This window comes from Paenibacillus sp. CMAA1364, assembly GCF_054373195.1.
Genome location: NZ_JBITNB010000003.1, coordinates 176,882 through 194,592 on the forward strand (window position 1 = coordinate 176,882; position 17,711 = coordinate 194,592).

The following is a 17,711-nucleotide window of genomic DNA, read 5'->3' on the forward strand; positions in this document are numbered from 1 at the left end:
TTAGAGAGAAGGAGCACCACTAGGATTCTAACGGAAGTAGTGGAGCTTATAACACACAATTTGCAGTAAATGAGCTGATTATCGCCAAATAGATGCGACCATTTCCGTTAGAGCTCAGTATGGGTACAAAACTAACTAATAGCGTCTGTGAGTTCCGTTAGAGAGTGAGTGTGCGCTAATGCAGCAATATGAATGCTAATCCACCACTAATCCAACATTATGAACTCTGATGCACCGAGAAGTGTGATAAGAGGTTGGCTAACGGAATTGGAGTGCCTTATTTAGAGAGAAGGAGCACCACTAGGATTCTAACGGAAGTGGTGGGCCTTATAACACACCATTTGCAGGAAATGAGCTGATTATCGTCAAATAGATGCGACCATTTCCGTTAGAACTCATTATGGGTACAAAACTAACTAATAGCGTCTGTGAGATCCGTTAGAGAGTGGATAGATTGGATAGAGTGTATAAAGTCGATATGGTGCGTCTATAATTATGCCGATTGAAATGTTCGATATCGCTGGACACCACTTGCGACAGTAAGCAACTTTTTAGTTACTAATTTGTGCAGAATGGTTCTAGTATGGCGATCTGAAAGTTGAAGGTGAGATGAAAGCTCACGTGGTGTGAAAGGGCGCATCAGTCTACGTGCAAAACGTAGCGTTTCTGCTTCAGCCCAGTTCAGATCGCAAGGAACGGTTGTAGATAAGAATTTGCCGACAAACGCAAGAATTAATTGCTTGCAAACACCAGGGTCGTCTTTAATCGATGGATAGGCGATAGGAAGGAATATCCAATCGTCAAGCACGAGTAAGGCTTGCTTCATACATAAATCTTTAAAGCGACTGATCTCTACATCCCTAGCGTGGGATCGGTATCCATGAATCTCGATGCAGCCTTTTGCACCGCTAGGTTTGTATGCAAGATCAAGGTAACGACAACCATTATTGAAATCTCGAACCTCATATTCAGGATACAAATAATCCAGATTACCGACTACTGGAAACCAGATGGAACGAAGAAATTCGACCGTTCCATGACCCAATCCATTCTGTAGAATCTCTCGTACTCTAGGATTCTTCTCTTCCGCAATGTGCTTAAGTAGCCAGATCTTAAAGACTTCTTCAAACATATCTACTTCCCCCCGTCCTTCATCAGCGTGCAAAAAGCCGCCTTAATACGACAAAGCTCATTCGAGCCATCGTACTAAAGCGGCATATGCTTTATGCCTATAAATTATCAAATATATATAAATATTGGATGAATTCTGTTGTGTTGTCAAGCTATTTGAGACGTATGTGGGTCAAGGAAGTTGGGTTATCAGAAATACAGGATGAATAATGTACGAATAACGCACGGCGAGCACTGCAATGTCCGTAAAGAAACACTAGCTAATGCGGCTATATGAACTCAAATTAACAAAATGCACCAATATTAACTCTAAAATGCCTGTAAGAGATCTATTACACACTTATGAACTCTGATCCACGCTAACGGAAATGGAGTACCTTAATTAGCTAGTCAGACCACCGTTTGGATTCTAACGGAAGTAGTGGACCTTATAACACACAATTTGCAGGAAATGAGCTGATTATCGCCAAATAGATGCTACCATTTCCGTTAGAGTTCATTATGGGTGCAAAACTAACTAATAGCGTCTGTGAGTTCCGTTAGAAAGTGGGAAGAGCAGATAGTAGGGAGTTATGAACAGAGAACAGAGAACAGAGAACAGAGAACAGAGAACAGAGTACAGTTAGTAAAGAGCGAGAGGGAGTAGTAATATGCACGCTAACGGAAATGGAGTACCTTAATTAGCTATGCGGACCACCATTAGGATTCTAACGGAAGTAGTGGACCTTATAACACACAATTTGCAGGAAATGAGCTGATTATAACCAAATAGATGCTACCATTTCCGTTAGAACTTATTATGGGTGCGAAACCAACCAATAGCGTCTGTGAGTTCCGTTAGAAAATGGAGGGAGCAGGGAGCAGGGAGCAGGGAGCAAGGAGCAAGGAGCAAGGAGCAAGGAGCAGAGAATAGAAAGCAGGAAGCAGGAAGTAGAATCTAGAGAGTAGAGCGGAGGGTGCAGAGAACGAAGAGCATAAAGGGCGGATAAGCGCGTAAATCCACCATTATGAGCATTCCTGTAACAAGAAGGGCATGATTTCACAATTAAAAGAAGGATAAATTGCCATTAACGTGGAATCCAATCCCTAGGGAACGTTTCCTAACTGAACTTGAAGATGGGCTGGGATCTGAAGAATGAATGATTATATTGTATCTCATGGAGAAATTATACGTCTGAAGCAATATATTGAGCAGAAGCATAGCGGACTTGAATCCAAGCAACGGGCACCCATATTAGCTGATGCCGTGCATCGGATTATGGAGAACCGATTGCCTTCTTTTCCAGTCTTGGTGAAGAAGCGGGTGTGTAGTGAGCTTCTTGCGAAACATAGGAAATCGCTTGTCATTCAAGTCGATGATGTGCTGACACATTGTATGTCATTGGATTTGGATGAGGAAGCTCTTATGTCACCATTGGTTCAATGGGTGAGTAGCAAATTGGATTATTCTGTGGAGGAAGCGGTAGTTCGAAGCAAACTTCTTCGATGGTCTCAGCAAGCGATACCGACCGACGCAATCTCGGTTCGCGATTTGGTGAGGGAATATGAACAAGAGGAACTTAGTGGATACAAGCAATTGGCAGATTCCAATGAGAGAATAGCTATAACGAATAAACAGGAAGTTGTTTCTAATAATCACATGGTTATTGCAAGCGAACCCATAGCTATTGCTATCGAGTCCATGACGATTTCGAGTATGGCTATAGCGGCTACCAATGAGCCAGTGGTTATGATAAGCGAATCCGTTGCAATGGATAGCGACTCCATAGGAGCCTACTGGAATAAAGAATGGTTCAATCGTAACAATTCGATTATGCTAGCTTGTTTATGTGCAATTTTACTATTATCCATACTGATCCTCCCGCTGGATCGACAGTCGTCTGTAACTGTATTGCAGGCGGGTAATATAGATGAAGCTTCCCTTCAACAGCGCAATGAGAATATAAAAAAGAAACATACCGATGGAATTCCTAATGAGTTCCGATATGTTTCTATAGATACGACACGATTACAGAAGTATTTGTCCGGCAAAAACTCTATGTTAGCCGAAGAACCTTATTTATCTGCGATTGTGGAAGCGAGTAAACAATTTAACATTCACCCACTCTTGCTGTTTGCTATCACAGGTCAAGAGCAGGGGTTCGTTCCAAAAGATCATAAAAAAAGCAAAGAAATCGTGAATAATCCATTTAACGTATTTGGAAGCTGGGAAAATTACAACACAACCATTGAGAGTTCAGCTACCATTGCAGCGAAGACGGTATTTAATATTAGTGGTCGGCGTACAGGGGATCATCACCCGATCCAATGGTTAAACCAAACCTATGCTGAGGATCCCAATTGGTGGAAAGGGGTCACTTGGTTCTTCAATGATATGTTGCAACAAATCCAGGATGATTCCTTTGAGTGGTCACAGGAGTAGTCAAAGGAATGCGTAATAGTTAAGATTTGTCTTACAAAGATTCCGTAATTCCTTCCACACGCTTGTTATCGGTTGACGCACGAATATGTACAATATAAGGTAACAGTGAAACGGCGACAAGCGCGCCAACGAATGATTTGATTGCGTCACCGGGAAGAAATGGATAACAACTAGCAACCAATGCTTTTTGTAGGGACATATTTAGTATATTCATAAACCAAGGAACACCCGTGATATAGGCCGCAAATGAGCTGAATAATTCAAATATAATAAAGAATGCAATAAGTGCGATAGCCTTATTCTTGATCAAGCTTGGTCGCTTTAACATACGTCCAACGGCAAGGCTAATAAGCATGGCACAGAATGGGAAAGCGAATATAAAGCCCGCTGTGTATCCTGTTAAGGTAGATAATCCACCCTGTCCACTGAATAAAGGTAAACCGAAAGAACTAAGGACTATCACGATAAAGATACTCAAGAATGCGTTACGAGGTCTAAGAAAAAGTCCCGACAAGATGACGGCAAACGTCTGCAAAGTGAAGGGGACAAGCGAACCTCCTAATTTGATTGAGATTGTACTCATGACAATAAAGAGTGCGGCGAATAAAGCGATAAATACGAGTGAGCGAATAGGATTCGTTTGCAAAATGACATATCTCCTTTTTATAATTGCAATTTTATTGTCAACCAATTATATTGAATATGGTTAACAAACGAAATTGTAGCATAACGAATTGTTTTGTGGAAGAGGTTAGGTGAAAAAAATTGAAACATCCCTATTTAATAGAATTACAGCAAGTCTCAGTTACACCCACCTTATGGATGGAAGAACGAACATTATTACCTATTCTGAATGATGTTAGTATTAGTATCAATAGAGGAGAGTTCATTGCGTTATTAGGTTGTAACGGGAGCGGGAAGAGTACGCTTGCCAAAGTTATTGCGGGATTCCCAATAGCGGGTTTTACTGGAAAGATGGACATAAGTGTCGAGACAGCTACAAAAGGCAATCGAATTCCTATCGTGATGCAGCAACCAGAAGCAGCGATGGTTGGGGCAACGCCGTGGGAGGATGTCGTACTTATGCTGGAACAAAATGAGATGGATGCTAGCCAGATCATACCATTCGCAGAACAAGCGCTTCATCAAGTTGGCATGGGGGAACGAATGCATCAACGTATTGAGACACTGTCAGGTGGTCAGAAACAGTTGGTTGCGATAGCCGGATGTGTCGCTACACAATCGCCCATTCTTGTGCTTGATGAGGTAACAGCTATGCTTGATCCAGATGCATCTATATATGTACTTGAAAAGGTTCGATCGCTCCAACAGAACGGGGTAACCGTCATTTGGATTACACAAAAGCTGGAGGAGCTTCGATCTCATGATCGGATTGTGGCTATGAAGGACGGTGGGATCGCTTATGATGGATATGCGGATGATTTTTTCTCGCGTTCAGTCATAGATCAAGCTGAAAGTGTGTGTGAGCTTCTTGACTTCGAGGCCCCTTATTCAGCTCAAGTTGCGTGGGAATTGGAAAAGATGGGATATCCACTTCGACCCTTTCCATTCACTGGCGAAATGCTCGCCGAGGCGGTGAATCGTTATGGGTTGTGATTGGAATCTACAAGGGGTAACGATTTGTACCGGTGGAACTGACCAACGCGAGTTGCTGCACAACGTAAATATGACATTTCAAGCAGGGAAGATTACGTTGTTGATTGGCCATAATGGGGCAGGGAAATCAACGTTATTGGAGACGATAGCTGGCATCCGATCGATACAAAAGGGAAGTATTGAGCTTGGCATGGATCCCTTATGGCTACAGCATCGTCGCAAATCTAAACTTAACTTAGATGTGACGTTAAAGCTTGGCATCTCCATGCAACAATCGGAGTCACAGTGGTTCGCATCCACGGTACGTGAGGAAATGTTATATTCTCTGAAGCCTTATCGAATTCCAATGATTGAAGCAGAGAAAAGAATGGAAGAGGCGCTCACGAAGGTCGGTCTCCCTGGGGATATACTTATGCGTGATCCATGGACTCTAAGTGGCGGGCAACAACGAAGATTATCACTCGCCTGCTTATTAGCGTGCGAACCGGAGTGGCTATTACTCGACGAGCCTACGGCGGGTCTAGATGCCACGGGGATACACGATTTATGTACCGTTCTTGAGGAACATAGGGCGCAAGGTCGAGGTGTAATCGTTGCAACACATGACCTTAACGCACTACTGCCACTAGCGGATGCGGTAGTGGTAGTGAATCAAGGAATTATCCACGAAGTGCATGATATCGAGGAGATCGCACAAGATGCGGCAGTCCCACGGGTATTGTCCGAGCTTGCGAAGTATGATCTTCTAGATCAGCTAGAATCCAACAATCAAGAAGATACAACATGGGATGGATGCAACCCTTGGCCTGATCCGAAGGAAGTGGCGGTGGCACTAGCTGCCAAGCTATCACGGATGAGCCAAACAATAGAGTCATCGCAAACAGAAGTCCATGAATTAATTCCTTCGAATCCATTTGGAATACAGCCTAAAAGCTCAAAAATAAAATCAACCCATGCCGTACCCGATAATGATGAGCATCAGCCCAACCATTACTTCGATCCAAGGGCGCTTGTGATGATGTATTTACTATTATCAGCGGCTGTATTCGCGCAAAGAAACTTCATACAACTATCCATAGCAGCCGTCGTTATTATAGCCTTATTAATGCCATTTCGAGCGCTTATTACACCATGGATAAAAGTGATACGTGCCTATATTATTCTCATTTTTATTTTTGGTCTGTTTACTGGAATATCCATTCAACCATTGGCTATGGATTGGGATAGAACCATCCCCACAGCGCTCAGACTATGCAAGCTACTGCTCATCATGTTACTGGGTATGCCGATGCTTGGTCTGATGACACCTCTTCGACTACAACGTGCGATTGAACAAAGCTTCGGATGGTTAAGTCGGTTAAAGATACCTATCTATTCATTTTCTCTAGTTGTAACACTGATCTTTCGATTTATTCCTTTGTTAACGGGGGAATGGCAACGATTCGCTAAGCTAGCACATGCTAGAGGAAAGGTGGTCACACCACTACAATCCGTACCTATCAGCATGATTCAATCGACCATCATTCCATACGTGAGATCTATTCTTCGATTAGCGGAGCAGATGGCGGATGCCCTTGAAGTACGGGGATTCGGATACATCAAAGAACAACCAACATTTGGATTTCGACTTCATTTCGATCGTTTCGATTGGGTGTTGATCAGTATTGCCTCAATTTGTGGTTTATTCCTGTTCATACTTCCAGTATATTTATAATAAGAACGGGGGCGTAAGTGATGAACGTAATTGAAATTCAGAATTTGACCAAAAGATATGGCAAAGCCAGGGGAATAGAGGACATCAGCTTCAATGTAGAAGAGGGTGAAATCTTCGGATTTATAGGTCCGAACGGTGCGGGGAAATCCACAACGATTCGCACGCTATTATCGCTAATCTATCCAACGAGCGGGAGTGCATCTATTTTTGGAAAAGACTGCATTCAGTTCGGTCCGCAGATCAAGAAAGAAATCGGTTATTTACCCTCTGAAGTGTTCTATTATGACAAAATGAAAGTGATCGATCTATTAAACTACTCGGCGAGTTTTTACAAGAAAGATTGCCGTAAACGTATTAAGGAACTGTCTGAACGAATGGATTTGGACTTGAATAAGCGAATAGATGACTTGTCCTTTGGTAACAAGAAGAAAGTCGGTATTGTGCAAGGGATGCTCCACGAACCCAAGCTACTTATTCTGGATGAACCGACCAGTGGATTGGATCCATTAATGCAACACAGATTCTTCGATTTATTACAAGAAGAGAATCGCAAAGGCACGACGATATTGTTCTCATCCCATATTCTAAGTGAAGTACAGAAACTATGTGATCGTGTTGCTATTATTAAAGAAGGTAAATTGATCAAATTAGAGAAAATGAGCACGCTTAAACAGAACAACTATAAACGGTTTAGGCTTTCGACAGAAGCAACCTTGGATGAAGACTATTTCGCCGTAGAAGGTGTGAGTGATATTCAGGTAGGCATTCACGAGACCAGCTTCTTGTTCCGGGGCGACCTAAATTTCATGATGAGTAAGCTTTCGGGGCTTGATCTGACGAATCTGTGGATTGAGGAACCGGATTTGGAAGAAATCTTCATGCACTATTACGAAAAGGTAGATGATCAGCCATGAATATGTTGATGCATGAGTGGCGTATGATCCGTCGATCCACCTTGATTTGGGTCTGCTCCTTGATTGGCGTGATGCTATTGTATCTATCTATTTTCCCCGCGTTATCACAAGATGCAGAGCAGTTCAAGGCATTATTCGCATCGTACCCGGAGTCGCTTCGTGATGCCTTGGGGATGTCACTGGATTCCATTGCATCACTTATTGGATTCTACTCGTTTGTGTTCGGATTTGTTGTGCTTATTGCCGCGATACAGGCGATGAATTTAGGTCTTGGTATGTTATCTAGGGAAACACGCGATAAGACGGCAGATTTCCTGCTGACAAAGCCAGTTACACGTCATCAGGTCATGACAGCCAAGCTGTGTGCAGGCCTGTTATCACTGTTAGTTACGAATTTCGTCTATATGGGGGCAACTAGCTTGATTATATTGTATATGCAGGAGTCCTTTTTTCCATGGAAAGCATTCTTTATGATCTCGATTACAGCGTTGTTCGTGCAACTGATCTTCATGTCACTAGGGATGGTAGTATCGGTTAGCCTATCGAAGATGAGATCCGTAATCTCCATATCACTCGGTACCGTGTTCGGATTGTACGTGTTGGGCATGCTCGGAACCGTACTAGGTGAGACAGTCATTCGGTATATCACACCGTTCAAATATTTCGATACGGCCTACATTATTGCACACTCCACGTATGAGTTATCATTCGTTGTAGTAAGTCTTGTGATCATTATCGGTACAGTCAGTGCTAGTTACTATATGTATGCGACAAAAGATATCCATGCTGTGTGAGAGGAGGGACAGACCATGATGAATATTGTCCTCAGAGAAATGAAGGCTAATCGAAGATCACTAATCATTTGGTGTATTGGTATATTTGCGCTGATTGCAAGTGGCATGAGTAAGTATGGAACGATAGCAGGGTCGGGACAATCGATGAACGAAATGATGTCGCAGATGCCAAAATCTTTACAGACGCTATTTGGAATGGGTGATTTCGATTTATCGACAGTACTTGGCTATTTCGGTGTGCTATTTGTATATATCGTTCTAATGGGTACGATTCATGCGGTGATGCTCGGAGCGGGAATCATCTCCAAAGAGGAGCAAGATCATACCGTGGAGTTCCTCATGGCTAAGCCTGTCGCAAGAAATACAGTCATCCATGCGAAGTTGTTATCGGCTGTGGCGAATATTATTGTCTTGAATGTGGTTAGCACGATCAGTGCGTTCTTGTTCATTAGATTATATAGTAATGGGGAGTCCGTGGGTCGAGATATGGTTAACTTAATGCTCGGGTTATTGGTGTTACAGTTGATTTTCTTATGCATTGGAGCGGTAACCGCTAGCACAAGTAGACATCCGAAATCTGCACCGACAATCTCCGCAGCAGTTCTACTTACGGCTTATATTCTATCTATAGCTGCTAGCCTGAATGGTGAACTCGCATTTCTTGATTATGTATCACCTTTTTCCTATTACAAAGCGGATCGTATACTAAGTGATGGTGGTCTGAGTATGGTTAGTATTATTCTGTCCATAGGAATTATGGTCGTATCGTTAGGTATAACGTACACTTCGTATAATAAACGAGATTTACATATGTAATAGAAATTTGCAGACGGCTTAATAATTTAGCTTTCTCCATAAGGAGCAATAATGAATGGTTGCGAATCGCTGGTCTATCTTGCATGTTGTTAATTTAGGGACATTTATGCTGTGTCTGGATGTGGGTATTGCAAACGTTGCATTACCTGTCATGGCCCAACAATTCTCGGTTTCCTTAGATCAAATTCAGTGGGTTGTGACTTCCTATTTATTAATCTTGGTTGCTCTGTTACCCATCGTAGGGAAATTATCAGATCGATTTGATCGCCGTCAGATTTACAGCTTTCGCCGGTGTTCTCTTGGAATATTCCGGCTGGCCTATGACGAATCAAATTAAGTTGATCTTTATCCTTTGTTTCATTCTCAGTGTGGTAGTGAGTGGTATTGGATTTATTCGCACAAAATCATGATCTGAGTCACGTAATCATCCATCGTATTGACAGCCATTTCGTTAATGCCCTCTTCAAAGGCGTAACCGATGAGTGTTAATCCGTTCGCTGTCGCAAATTGAATGATGCGGTCATAAGTTTCAGGTAGGCTGTCCCAATCCCCTTTGCAAAAGGCTCTAATATAATTTCCTTTCGGCTTTATAAAAAGGTCAAGCTTCTTATTTTTCTTCACAATCTTAGCGAATAAATAGTCATATTCTTCGAAGTTGCCTGACATGATCTTCTCCACAGATATCATGCTACCGTAGTTGGTGTTAAACAATCTATGGTCGCGAAAAGTCTGTGTATGTTCTACTAAATCAATGAAATCTTGCTCATCCTCACTAATTCCACTAATGTAGCGGTTTAATAGTAGATGTTCTTCGATACATTCTATGATTTCAATGTGATCAAGATTAGGCTGCTCGCATAATGTGAGCAGTTTTTCTTTTTCAACAAGCAAATTTCGTATGGTTTTAAGCCGTTTAATCGTGTCATCTATTTCTGCTGTTTTAGTGTCTATAATCGAACGAAATGCAGGGATGGATCGATCCGACATATATGTACTAATTTCTTCAATGGACATATTGAGTTCCCTCATGGTCAGAAGCAATTCTAAAACTGGACTCTGTAAGTAAGTGTAATAGCGGTAACCGTTGTCCCCTTTGTGGGATGGTGAAAATAAACCGATATCATCATAATAATGCAGTGTCCGCTTGTTGATGTGATGTAATTTTGCGAATTGACCTGATGTAAAAATGCTCTTATTCCTATTATTCACAGTTGAAGTCCTCCTATTGACCTTACAGTTACTGTACAGTTTATTATTATTTACAGAACGATAAAAGTCGAATAAACAAAGGATGAATGTAGATGAAAGGGAACATACGATTTAGAGAAATTCAAAGATCAGATTATACAGCGTTAGAAAAGATCATCAGTGACACTTGGGGCTATGAGCAATTCTGTTCACATCACGTTGCAAAGCGATTATCAAAAGTATATTTGGCTAGCTGTCTTGCCAATCAGACATTTACTTGTGTTGCCGAGAACAATGGCGAAGTCGTCGGAATTATTATGGGTAAGTATGAGAAAAAACATCGCACGCATGTAAGATTAGCAATCGGTCAGTTCTTCGCCATTGTTGGTATGTTACGAACGAAAGCGGGACGCCAAGTGGCTAAGATGTATGGGGGCATTGATAAGTTAGACAAAGCTTTACTCGTAGAGAGCAAACAGACCTTTGACGCAGAGTTAGCCTTCTTCGCCATCCGTGCAGATCAACGTGGAACAGGAATAGGCAATGAGCTTTTTAATAGATTGCTAGTAGATATGAGAACGCAGAAGGTCCAGGACTTTTATCTTTTTACAGACAGTTCCTGTAACTTTGGGTTCTACGAACATCAGGGTATGGCGCGAATTGGAGAAAAGAAATTTAGCTTGAAACCGTATCTAGATGAAGAAATGCAGTTTTATTTGTATAGCTATCATATGGTGAACTGAAAATAAGTTGCAAGGATGATGTAAAAGGGATCATGAATTAAGTACTCGGATTACGGCTGTAAAATAGCTTCTTTCTCTGACTTTTTTAATCCTTTAAATACGAGGTCATAGGATAGATCTATCATTCCAAATAACGCGGTCTCTGGTACTGAGCCATCTACAACGATAGTATTCCAGTGACTTTTATTTAAGTGATAGCCAGGTGTAATAGATGCATATTGTTGCCTTAAGTTCTCAGCTATAAAAGGATCGCATTTCAAACTAATATGTATTTGATGATCTCGTTCGGAGATTAATGCAAACATCTTTGAGGATACTTTAATCACAATAACCTCTTGACCAAAAGGGTATTCCTCAAAGGTTCCTTTTCGAGATAAACAGTAATGCGTTAGCGTATTGATATCCATGGGTATTATCCTCCGTTATCATGATGACTAACATTTTACATCGTACAGATAAATTTTCATAGTTAAAGATTACACAATGGATTACAAAATATTAGTTTCTTAAATTCTGACATATAGATGAATATTTCATCATATGAAAAATTCACAATAGTAGGAGAAAAATAAACCTAGCTCATACCAGCTTTATCAAACTTCACACTAATCTATTCCATACACTTCATCGTATTAAACGGATGTATCTGAATAGGTCAAGCTGTGCAAGAAGAGAAATAGTAGTCTATAATAAAAAGATAGAAAGTCTATAACTTAGAGGGAGGTTTCACCATGGCGTTCATGATCGCTCAACGAGCATTTATTAAAGTATATTTGATCACAATGGTGGAGCAAAAAAGAGGGTATGGATATCAAATGTTAGAAGAACTTCGCAAGGATTTCAAAGACTTTGGTTATTCACCTCCACAGAGTGAAATCTATCGTGCTCTTCATGAATTGGTTCAAGAAGGGGTATTATACCGAAAGAAGCAATTGAAGGGAACCGATCCAAAAGTTGATTTTCAGGAGATTGTCTTATATCATTTTACTAATGAGGGTAAAGAAAAGGCTGAGCTGTATAAGAAGCAGATTAAGACGGACCTTGATCGTTGTCTTGGAATGTTAAATAAAGCCGTGAATGATAATTACTAATTCATATAGGAGGGTTTAGATTGGACGAACATTTACAGCGGAGATTAGACAAACAAAAGAAATTATTCAATCAATTGGGAATTCATTGGGATGCTTTGGCTATCCACGAGAAAGAATTCAATAATAAGCTTAGGGGATATGATCCCGACGAAGTGGATGCATTTCTAGATGAGATTATCAAAGATTATGAGCGTTTCTATGCTACGATATCTGATCTGATGGATAAGTGGCAGGAACAGCAGATCGTTATACGTGATATAAAAGCAGGCAATGCATTTGAGACAATAGCGACGCCGAAAATTGACCCCGCAGAAATCGAAGATATCGTTACCCAAATGGAACTTAACTTGAAAAAACTAAGATCGAAGATCAGATCAGAAGAAGATTTCTTTATAGAGTGAGAAATTTACATAAATCATATGATGTACAACAAAAGCCACGAAGTACGAAATCATCGTACTTCGTGGCTTTTTGACATGTAACACAAGTTAGAAGATTATTGTTGTCCGATCGCTTGATCAACCTTCCCTTGAAGTTCAACTAACTTCATAATAATAGAAGCTGCTTGTGCATTCGTGATGGTTTGTTGTGGGTTGAATTTACCATTCGCACCTTCCAATAAACCAAGTTTAATGGCAATCGCTACGGCACCCTTATTGTTAATGGCTTCGGCATCGCTGAATTGAATGACGGATGGATCCTTGTGTAAGTACAAGGCTATCTTGTTATAGTTCACAATGGAAGATAGTTGAGTGGCTAACTCATCCCTTGTGAGTTTTTTGTCTGGTTGAAATGTAGTGTCGTTCTTGATCCATTCGCGTTCCACTGCAAAACGGACGACGCTATAAATAGGATTCTCTGGTGTAATGCCAGCTACAGAATCGGATTCCATGCCACCGTAATAACCTTCGACATAGGGTGTAATGGACTTTACGATCATCGTAAGCCAATCGCCTGTGGTAATGATGACGTCTGGGTTTACTTTGCCATCGGAATCTGGCGCAATAATGCCATAATCAATGAGTGTAGTAAGTTCCTTTTCTGCAGCATGGCCTATTAGATCTGTGGGGGTGATCATGTTGTTTAATGCTCGATAGCCGTCAAACATGGCTATCCATTTACCCGTAACGGCATCTAAGACTTGATTCGATTTAGAGATATCAATGTGAACAGGTGTATAGGTTAATCGTAGATGAGGTTTGATCAACTTTGAATCCGTATAATACCCGCCAAATTTAGAATACTGCAACTTCATTTTATATTGATTACGGTAAGCTTCCAGTGCTTCTTCTTTCGTAAGCTGAATGGCTGGTGTTTCTTTGATTTGCTCAAGACCTGTTAGATGATTGGCACTATAGGTTTGCAGTCTACCGTAAATATCGAAATTGATAAATACTTTGCCGTCACTCACAGGAAAACCTTTGTAAAAACGTTGAAATTCATATCGATATTGTTTACTATCTGCTTGGTATTCCCATCCTTTGTCGTAGGTAAGCATCTTCAGTTCATCCGTTGCATTTGGATATAAGCGGTTGACCAAGTCAATGGCATATTGTTGCGCCGTCTTGCTTGTTAATTTAGCGAGACCTTTAGGAATGCTAATATCTGAATTGGAGCCATTAGCCGCATAATTATTATATCGAAATTGTGTGATTTCTCCCGTAAATGCATCGACATCAGCATAATATTGCATTTGGAATTCGGGGCTACCGCCATCTTTTATCCATACAAGATTCCATAATTGTTGTGCTGGGTTAGCATAGTTAGGGATTAAATGTTTATTTTGTAGGACATAACCTGTAGGTATTTTAGCAATCTTCTGGACTATTGTCGCTGCCTCTTCGGAACTCAGTTGATCCTTTTGGTTCAGTGGTTTAAATCGATCCTTGGTCTGAGGAACTTCTGCGTACGTCATGGCTGAGGGTGGAATATCAGTACCTTCATAGGAAATCTTCTTACCTGTCATAGCGTCGATTGGGAAGTGGGTGTTCTCAAATGGACGATAAGCTAATATCCAGTCAGAGATTTTGTTGTTCCTGTATATCGGAATATAGTTTAGATCAATCTCTAAGTTTTCTTTGAATTGTTTGTTCGCTTGGATTTCAGTTATCTTTGGTGTTGGAGATGGGTAGGTTAATGATTCTGTAGGTTTGTTAAATTGTAGAATTTGACCGTTCGCACTCATCGTTAGATTAATCATTTCTGCTTGGGAGGGGATGCGGTTCTTATCAAGGGTGAAATAGAATGAGTATTGTAATGGACCGAATAAAGCTTGTCGATTGTCACTATAGTCTACATTTTGATCCTGTATTTCATGAACCGATTTTAATGATAGTGCGTTCACTGCGAATTTTTTTGCCTCAATTTTTGCTTGGTCTCTGGTTAGCTTAGGTGGATAATATGAGTCTATTTCACCTAATGGATAGTAGATGTATGCACTGATTAAGTTACCTGTAGTAGCATCGACTTGACTACTGAAACTAAGTTCTGTATTTTCCGATTTATAGCGCCATTGTATATCCCACATCTTTTGATCCGCCGAACCCGGATAATTGTTGTTACTCCCTAAGGTGATATTGGATGTTTCAGCATTCTTGAGTATGGGGAATAAATTTTTAACTTTTGCTACGGCCTTTTCTTTTGAGAATGCAACCTTAGAAGTAGAGGATGTTGTTAGAGTTTCAACCCTAGGTGCCGTTTCTGAGGTGGCAAACACATAACTTTGTGGTAGAAGCAGTGAGCAGGTGATCATGGTAAGTAGAGCGACTTTTGAAGTGCTGTGAATAGAACGAACAGACTTTTTTAACAAAATTCCTCATCCCCTCAACAATAAAATATATATTTTTATCCACGTACATTGTATAGACGCTATAACCATTAGAAGAGTTACGCCCAATCTATCTATATATTGTGATCTGGAAATGTATTCATGAGAACGATGAAATAAGTTAATTGAGAATGATTCTCATGAAATGTGACTAGAATCACAAGGGTGTTTGTCTAACTGCATTAGGATGAATACATAGCAAAGCGTTAGTGCAAGATGATTAGATATAAGTAATTAGTTACTTTCGTGATTGAAGTTCAAACCATATATTTAGGAGGTCTTTAAGATGGAGAAGAAAGAATTGCAAGTATTGAAAGATTATCAAGAGGACAAGTTCACGAAGAGAATTCTATTCAAAAGTGGCGGTAGTGTTGTGTTTGTTCTGAATTTCATGCCTGGTCAAGAATTGCCATCACACCAACATCCAGGGGCATCCGTATTCATTCTAGTCCTTAATGGGGGCGGAACGGTTACAGTAAATGGTGAAGAATCAAATCTAGTTCAAGATGATGTGATCTCCTGTGAGGGTGACGAGCATTTCTCATTTAAGAATACTAGCGACACTCCAACAAGTCTGTATGTTGTTCTTAGCAAGATACCTGATGAAAGATATGCGCAAGACGTGTAGGAGGCAATCAATTATTTAAGAGTATATTTCGATAAAAACGTATAATGAATAAAGAAACATCCCTTAGTCTCCATTATTTGGAGATTAGGGATGTTTTCCATTGTGTACGTTTAGTAGGATAACCTAACTTTGTGTTTATAAATATTATTCGAATCCACCCCTTTAACGGGTGCTTTACTAATCTTAGTTTTTATGGATAGAAACTCAGATTGACTATAACCCATCTCATTCATTAAATAGTTCGCAACTTTATGATTCATATTTTCTTTAAATAGAAATATCCCAAATATATAAATGAATATAAGAATAAATAAGATTGAGATCTTTTTCATAATTCATCTCCTTAGATTACATCTATTGTATTCATCTATTCTTCAATGATAATATCACTATTACTTTATCCCGGGGGAACAAGCAGAAAAACATTCTCCTTTTCCAAATTCACTTTTGTATAGTTTATATTTAGAAGCCATAGGTTAAAGTGATTCTGGTCATAAAGAGCGCTTACGAATAAATAGGATGTGTCAAAGTGGAAATATGAATATAGCAATTGACGGATATAGTGGAGCCATATATCATAGTGATAACTAAATATATTGCTATGAGCTAATGCTTTAGTGTGGCATATCATAACAGCGGTGATGCCTGTCTGTTGTAGCCTATTACTAATAAGCAGTGAATTCACAAGTAACCATTAGAAAAGGGGAGTTATAATGATTAAAAAGGGTTGGGTTGCACTTCTATTGTCCGCGATAATGATTCTGGTAGTCGCTTGTGGGAATAACGGAGCTAAGACAACGAATGAATCTTCTGGAACCAACACTGGAAGTGATACGAATGCGGATAAGAAAACATACAAAGTCGCTATTTCTCAAATCGTCGAGCACTCATCATTAGATGCAACACGCGAAGGATTCATACAAGCTTTGAAAGATGCTGGAATTACTGAGGGTGATAACCTAAAGATTGATTATAATAATGCGCAGGATGATCAGACGAATAATATGACGATTGCACAGAAGATTAATTCAAGCGATGCGGAACTGGTTCTTGCTATTGCAACACCTTCGGCACAAGCTGTCGTACAGCAAGTGAAGGATAAGAATATCGTATTTGCTGCTGTTACAGATCCTCTCGATGCCAAAATTGTAACGAATTTAGAAAATCCAGGGGGTCGTGTAACAGGTGTATCCGATACGAATCCTAAAGCAATCATTAAATTAATGGATTTCATGGCAGCTAACTTTCCTAAAGTGAAGACTGTCGGAATGGTTATTAATGAAGGTGAACCTAATGCCATTATGATGTCTAAACTTGCAGAGGAAGCGTTAGCGAAGCATAATATTAAGCTTGTGAAAGCTGCGATTACAAATACATCAGAAGTGAAGCAAGCTGCGGAATCACTCATAGGTCGTGCAGATGCATTCTATATTGCACTTGATAATAGAGTCGTTAGTGGTGCAGAAGCAATCATTCAAGTAGCTAACGAGAAGGACATTCCATTCTTTTCCAGTGATCGCGATACAGTTGAAAAGGGGGCATTTGCAACCGTTGGATTCAAATATTTCGATCATGGATATCAAGTTGGGCAAATGGCGGCAGATATTCTTAAAAATAACAAGAAGCCAGAAGATATGCCTGTTGGTATGCAAGAGAAGTTAGATCTTATTTTGAATATCAAAGCTGCGGGTGAACAGGGAATTGAAGTAACAGATGAGATGAAGGCACAAGTAGAAGACGCAGAAACGAATATTATTGAGTAATACTCAACTGAAAAGGTACTACTCAGCATTTATTCACAGGGAGTGGCCGATATGTATCGACCA

General features: G+C 40.3%; 18 protein-coding genes. 12 read left to right on the forward strand and 6 right to left on the reverse strand.

The annotated features are described in order from the left end of the window. Positions 1-493: 493 nt before the first annotated feature. Positions 494-1,132 carry a transcriptional regulator gene (locus tag ACH8E3_RS04220; RefSeq protein ID WP_458631348.1) on the reverse strand — a complete coding sequence of 213 codons (639 nt, stop codon included), beginning with the start codon at positions 1,130-1,132 and terminating at the stop codon, positions 494-496. 1,134 nt (positions 1,133-2,266) lie between these two features. Between ACH8E3_RS04220 and ACH8E3_RS04225 the strand changes: the two genes are divergently transcribed. Further along, positions 2,267-3,553, forward strand: coding sequence for a hypothetical protein (locus ACH8E3_RS04225; protein WP_458631349.1), 1,287 nt, complete (start codon positions 2,267-2,269; stop codon positions 3,551-3,553). Between the two features lie 31 nt (positions 3,554-3,584). Here the strand turns inward: ACH8E3_RS04225 and ACH8E3_RS04230 are convergent, their stop codons facing one another. After that, positions 3,585-4,199, reverse strand: coding sequence for a biotin transporter BioY (locus ACH8E3_RS04230; RefSeq protein ID WP_458631350.1), 615 nt, complete (start codon positions 4,197-4,199; stop codon positions 3,585-3,587). Positions 4,200-4,318: 119 nt separating this feature from the next. Between ACH8E3_RS04230 and ACH8E3_RS04235 the strand changes: the two genes are divergently transcribed. Genes ACH8E3_RS04235 through ACH8E3_RS04260 form a run of 6 tightly spaced genes read left to right on the forward strand, consistent with a single transcriptional unit; the run spans position 4,319 to position 9,745 of the window. Continuing rightward, positions 4,319-5,170: an energy-coupling factor ABC transporter ATP-binding protein gene (locus ACH8E3_RS04235; protein WP_458631351.1), complete on the forward strand. Its 852-nt coding sequence runs from the start codon at positions 4,319-4,321 to the stop codon at positions 5,168-5,170. Beyond that, on the forward strand, positions 5,160-6,884 hold the full coding sequence (locus ACH8E3_RS04240; protein ID WP_458631352.1) for an ATP-binding cassette domain-containing protein: 1,725 nt from the start codon (positions 5,160-5,162) through the stop codon (positions 6,882-6,884). Before ACH8E3_RS04235 ends, ACH8E3_RS04240 begins: the two co-directional genes overlap by 11 nt. Positions 6,885-6,904: 20 nt before the next feature. Then, positions 6,905-7,798 (forward strand): ABC transporter ATP-binding protein, encoded by an 894-nt coding sequence (locus ACH8E3_RS04245; protein ID WP_458631353.1) that lies wholly within the window; start codon positions 6,905-6,907, stop codon positions 7,796-7,798. After that, the gene (locus tag ACH8E3_RS04250; protein ID WP_458631354.1) at positions 7,795-8,592 is read left to right on the forward strand and encodes an ABC transporter permease subunit; all 798 of its coding nucleotides are present in this window, start codon (positions 7,795-7,797) and stop codon (positions 8,590-8,592) included. The genes ACH8E3_RS04245 and ACH8E3_RS04250 overlap by 4 nt, the downstream gene beginning before the upstream one ends. Positions 8,593-8,607: 15 nt before the next feature. Continuing rightward, a complete protein-coding gene (locus tag ACH8E3_RS04255) occupies positions 8,608-9,408 on the forward strand; it encodes an ABC transporter permease subunit (RefSeq protein WP_458631355.1) in 801 nt (266 codons plus the stop codon). Between the two features lie 55 nt (positions 9,409-9,463). Next, complete coding sequence (locus ACH8E3_RS04260; protein WP_458631356.1) at positions 9,464-9,745, forward strand: MFS transporter; 282 nt, start codon at positions 9,464-9,466, stop codon at positions 9,743-9,745. Between the two features lie 53 nt (positions 9,746-9,798). Here ACH8E3_RS04260 and ACH8E3_RS04265 read toward each other — a convergent pair whose 3' ends face one another. Continuing rightward, positions 9,799-10,617, reverse strand: coding sequence for a MerR family transcriptional regulator (locus ACH8E3_RS04265; RefSeq protein WP_458631357.1), 819 nt, complete (start codon positions 10,615-10,617; stop codon positions 9,799-9,801). A gap of 92 nt (positions 10,618-10,709) precedes the next feature. Here ACH8E3_RS04265 and ACH8E3_RS04270 point away from each other — a divergent pair, with 92 nt between their 5' ends. Further along, positions 10,710-11,339 carry a GNAT family N-acetyltransferase gene (locus ACH8E3_RS04270; protein WP_458631358.1) on the forward strand — a complete coding sequence of 210 codons (630 nt, stop codon included), beginning with the start codon at positions 10,710-10,712 and terminating at the stop codon, positions 11,337-11,339. A gap of 50 nt (positions 11,340-11,389) precedes the next feature. Here the strand turns inward: ACH8E3_RS04270 and ACH8E3_RS04275 are convergent, their stop codons facing one another. Next, positions 11,390-11,746, reverse strand: a complete 357-nt coding sequence (locus ACH8E3_RS04275) for an MmcQ/YjbR family DNA-binding protein (RefSeq protein ID WP_458631359.1) — start codon at positions 11,744-11,746, stop codon at positions 11,390-11,392. 324 nt (positions 11,747-12,070) lie between these two features. Here ACH8E3_RS04275 and ACH8E3_RS04280 point away from each other — a divergent pair, with 324 nt between their 5' ends. After that, positions 12,071-12,430, forward strand: a complete 360-nt coding sequence (locus ACH8E3_RS04280) for a helix-turn-helix transcriptional regulator (RefSeq protein WP_458631360.1) — start codon at positions 12,071-12,073, stop codon at positions 12,428-12,430. A gap of 20 nt (positions 12,431-12,450) precedes the next feature. After that, the gene (locus ACH8E3_RS04285; protein ID WP_458631361.1) at positions 12,451-12,831 is read left to right on the forward strand and encodes a DivIVA domain-containing protein; all 381 of its coding nucleotides are present in this window, start codon (positions 12,451-12,453) and stop codon (positions 12,829-12,831) included. Positions 12,832-12,926: 95 nt separating this feature from the next. Here ACH8E3_RS04285 and ACH8E3_RS04290 read toward each other — a convergent pair whose 3' ends face one another. Continuing rightward, on the reverse strand, positions 12,927-15,239 hold the full coding sequence (locus ACH8E3_RS04290) for an S-layer homology domain-containing protein (RefSeq protein ID WP_458631362.1): 2,313 nt from the start codon (positions 15,237-15,239) through the stop codon (positions 12,927-12,929). A 304-nt stretch (positions 15,240-15,543) separates the two neighbouring features. Here ACH8E3_RS04290 and ACH8E3_RS04295 point away from each other — a divergent pair, with 304 nt between their 5' ends. Then, positions 15,544-15,885, forward strand: coding sequence for a cupin domain-containing protein (locus ACH8E3_RS04295; protein ID WP_458631363.1), 342 nt, complete (start codon positions 15,544-15,546; stop codon positions 15,883-15,885). Positions 15,886-15,995: 110 nt separating this feature from the next. Here ACH8E3_RS04295 and ACH8E3_RS04300 read toward each other — a convergent pair whose 3' ends face one another. After that, positions 15,996-16,217 carry a hypothetical protein gene (locus tag ACH8E3_RS04300; RefSeq protein ID WP_458631364.1) on the reverse strand — a complete coding sequence of 74 codons (222 nt, stop codon included), beginning with the start codon at positions 16,215-16,217 and terminating at the stop codon, positions 15,996-15,998. Between the two features lie 381 nt (positions 16,218-16,598). On the opposite strand from ACH8E3_RS04300, the gene ACH8E3_RS04305 reads away from it, so the two are divergent. Then, on the forward strand, positions 16,599-17,648 hold the full coding sequence (locus ACH8E3_RS04305; protein WP_458631365.1) for an ABC transporter substrate-binding protein: 1,050 nt from the start codon (positions 16,599-16,601) through the stop codon (positions 17,646-17,648). Positions 17,649-17,711 lie beyond the last annotated feature (63 nt).

Excerpts from the sequence above, each read along its gene's own strand:
- ACH8E3_RS04260 (WP_458631356.1), top strand. The coding sequence starts at position 9,464 with ATGGTTGCGAATCGCTGGTCTATCTTGCATGTTGTTAATTTAGGGACA.
- ACH8E3_RS04300 (WP_458631364.1), bottom strand. The coding sequence starts at position 16,217 with ATGAAAAAGATCTCAATCTTATTTATTCTTATATTCATTTATATATTT.
- ACH8E3_RS04245 (WP_458631353.1), top strand. The coding sequence starts at position 6,905 with ATGAACGTAATTGAAATTCAGAATTTGACCAAAAGATATGGCAAAGCC.
- ACH8E3_RS04220 (WP_458631348.1), bottom strand. The coding sequence starts at position 1,132 with ATGTTTGAAGAAGTCTTTAAGATCTGGCTACTTAAGCACATTGCGGAA.
- ACH8E3_RS04255 (WP_458631355.1), top strand. The coding sequence starts at position 8,608 with ATGATGAATATTGTCCTCAGAGAAATGAAGGCTAATCGAAGATCACTA.
- ACH8E3_RS04280 (WP_458631360.1), top strand. The coding sequence starts at position 12,071 with ATGGCGTTCATGATCGCTCAACGAGCATTTATTAAAGTATATTTGATC.
- ACH8E3_RS04295 (WP_458631363.1), top strand. The coding sequence starts at position 15,544 with ATGGAGAAGAAAGAATTGCAAGTATTGAAAGATTATCAAGAGGACAAG.
- ACH8E3_RS04225 (WP_458631349.1), top strand. The coding sequence starts at position 2,267 with ATGAATGATTATATTGTATCTCATGGAGAAATTATACGTCTGAAGCAA.
- ACH8E3_RS04270 (WP_458631358.1), top strand. The coding sequence starts at position 10,710 with ATGAAAGGGAACATACGATTTAGAGAAATTCAAAGATCAGATTATACA.
- ACH8E3_RS04305 (WP_458631365.1), top strand. The coding sequence starts at position 16,599 with ATGATTAAAAAGGGTTGGGTTGCACTTCTATTGTCCGCGATAATGATT.
- ACH8E3_RS04240 (WP_458631352.1), top strand. The coding sequence starts at position 5,160 with ATGGGTTGTGATTGGAATCTACAAGGGGTAACGATTTGTACCGGTGGA.
- ACH8E3_RS04250 (WP_458631354.1), top strand. The coding sequence starts at position 7,795 with ATGAATATGTTGATGCATGAGTGGCGTATGATCCGTCGATCCACCTTG.
- ACH8E3_RS04275 (WP_458631359.1), bottom strand. The coding sequence starts at position 11,746 with ATGGATATCAATACGCTAACGCATTACTGTTTATCTCGAAAAGGAACC.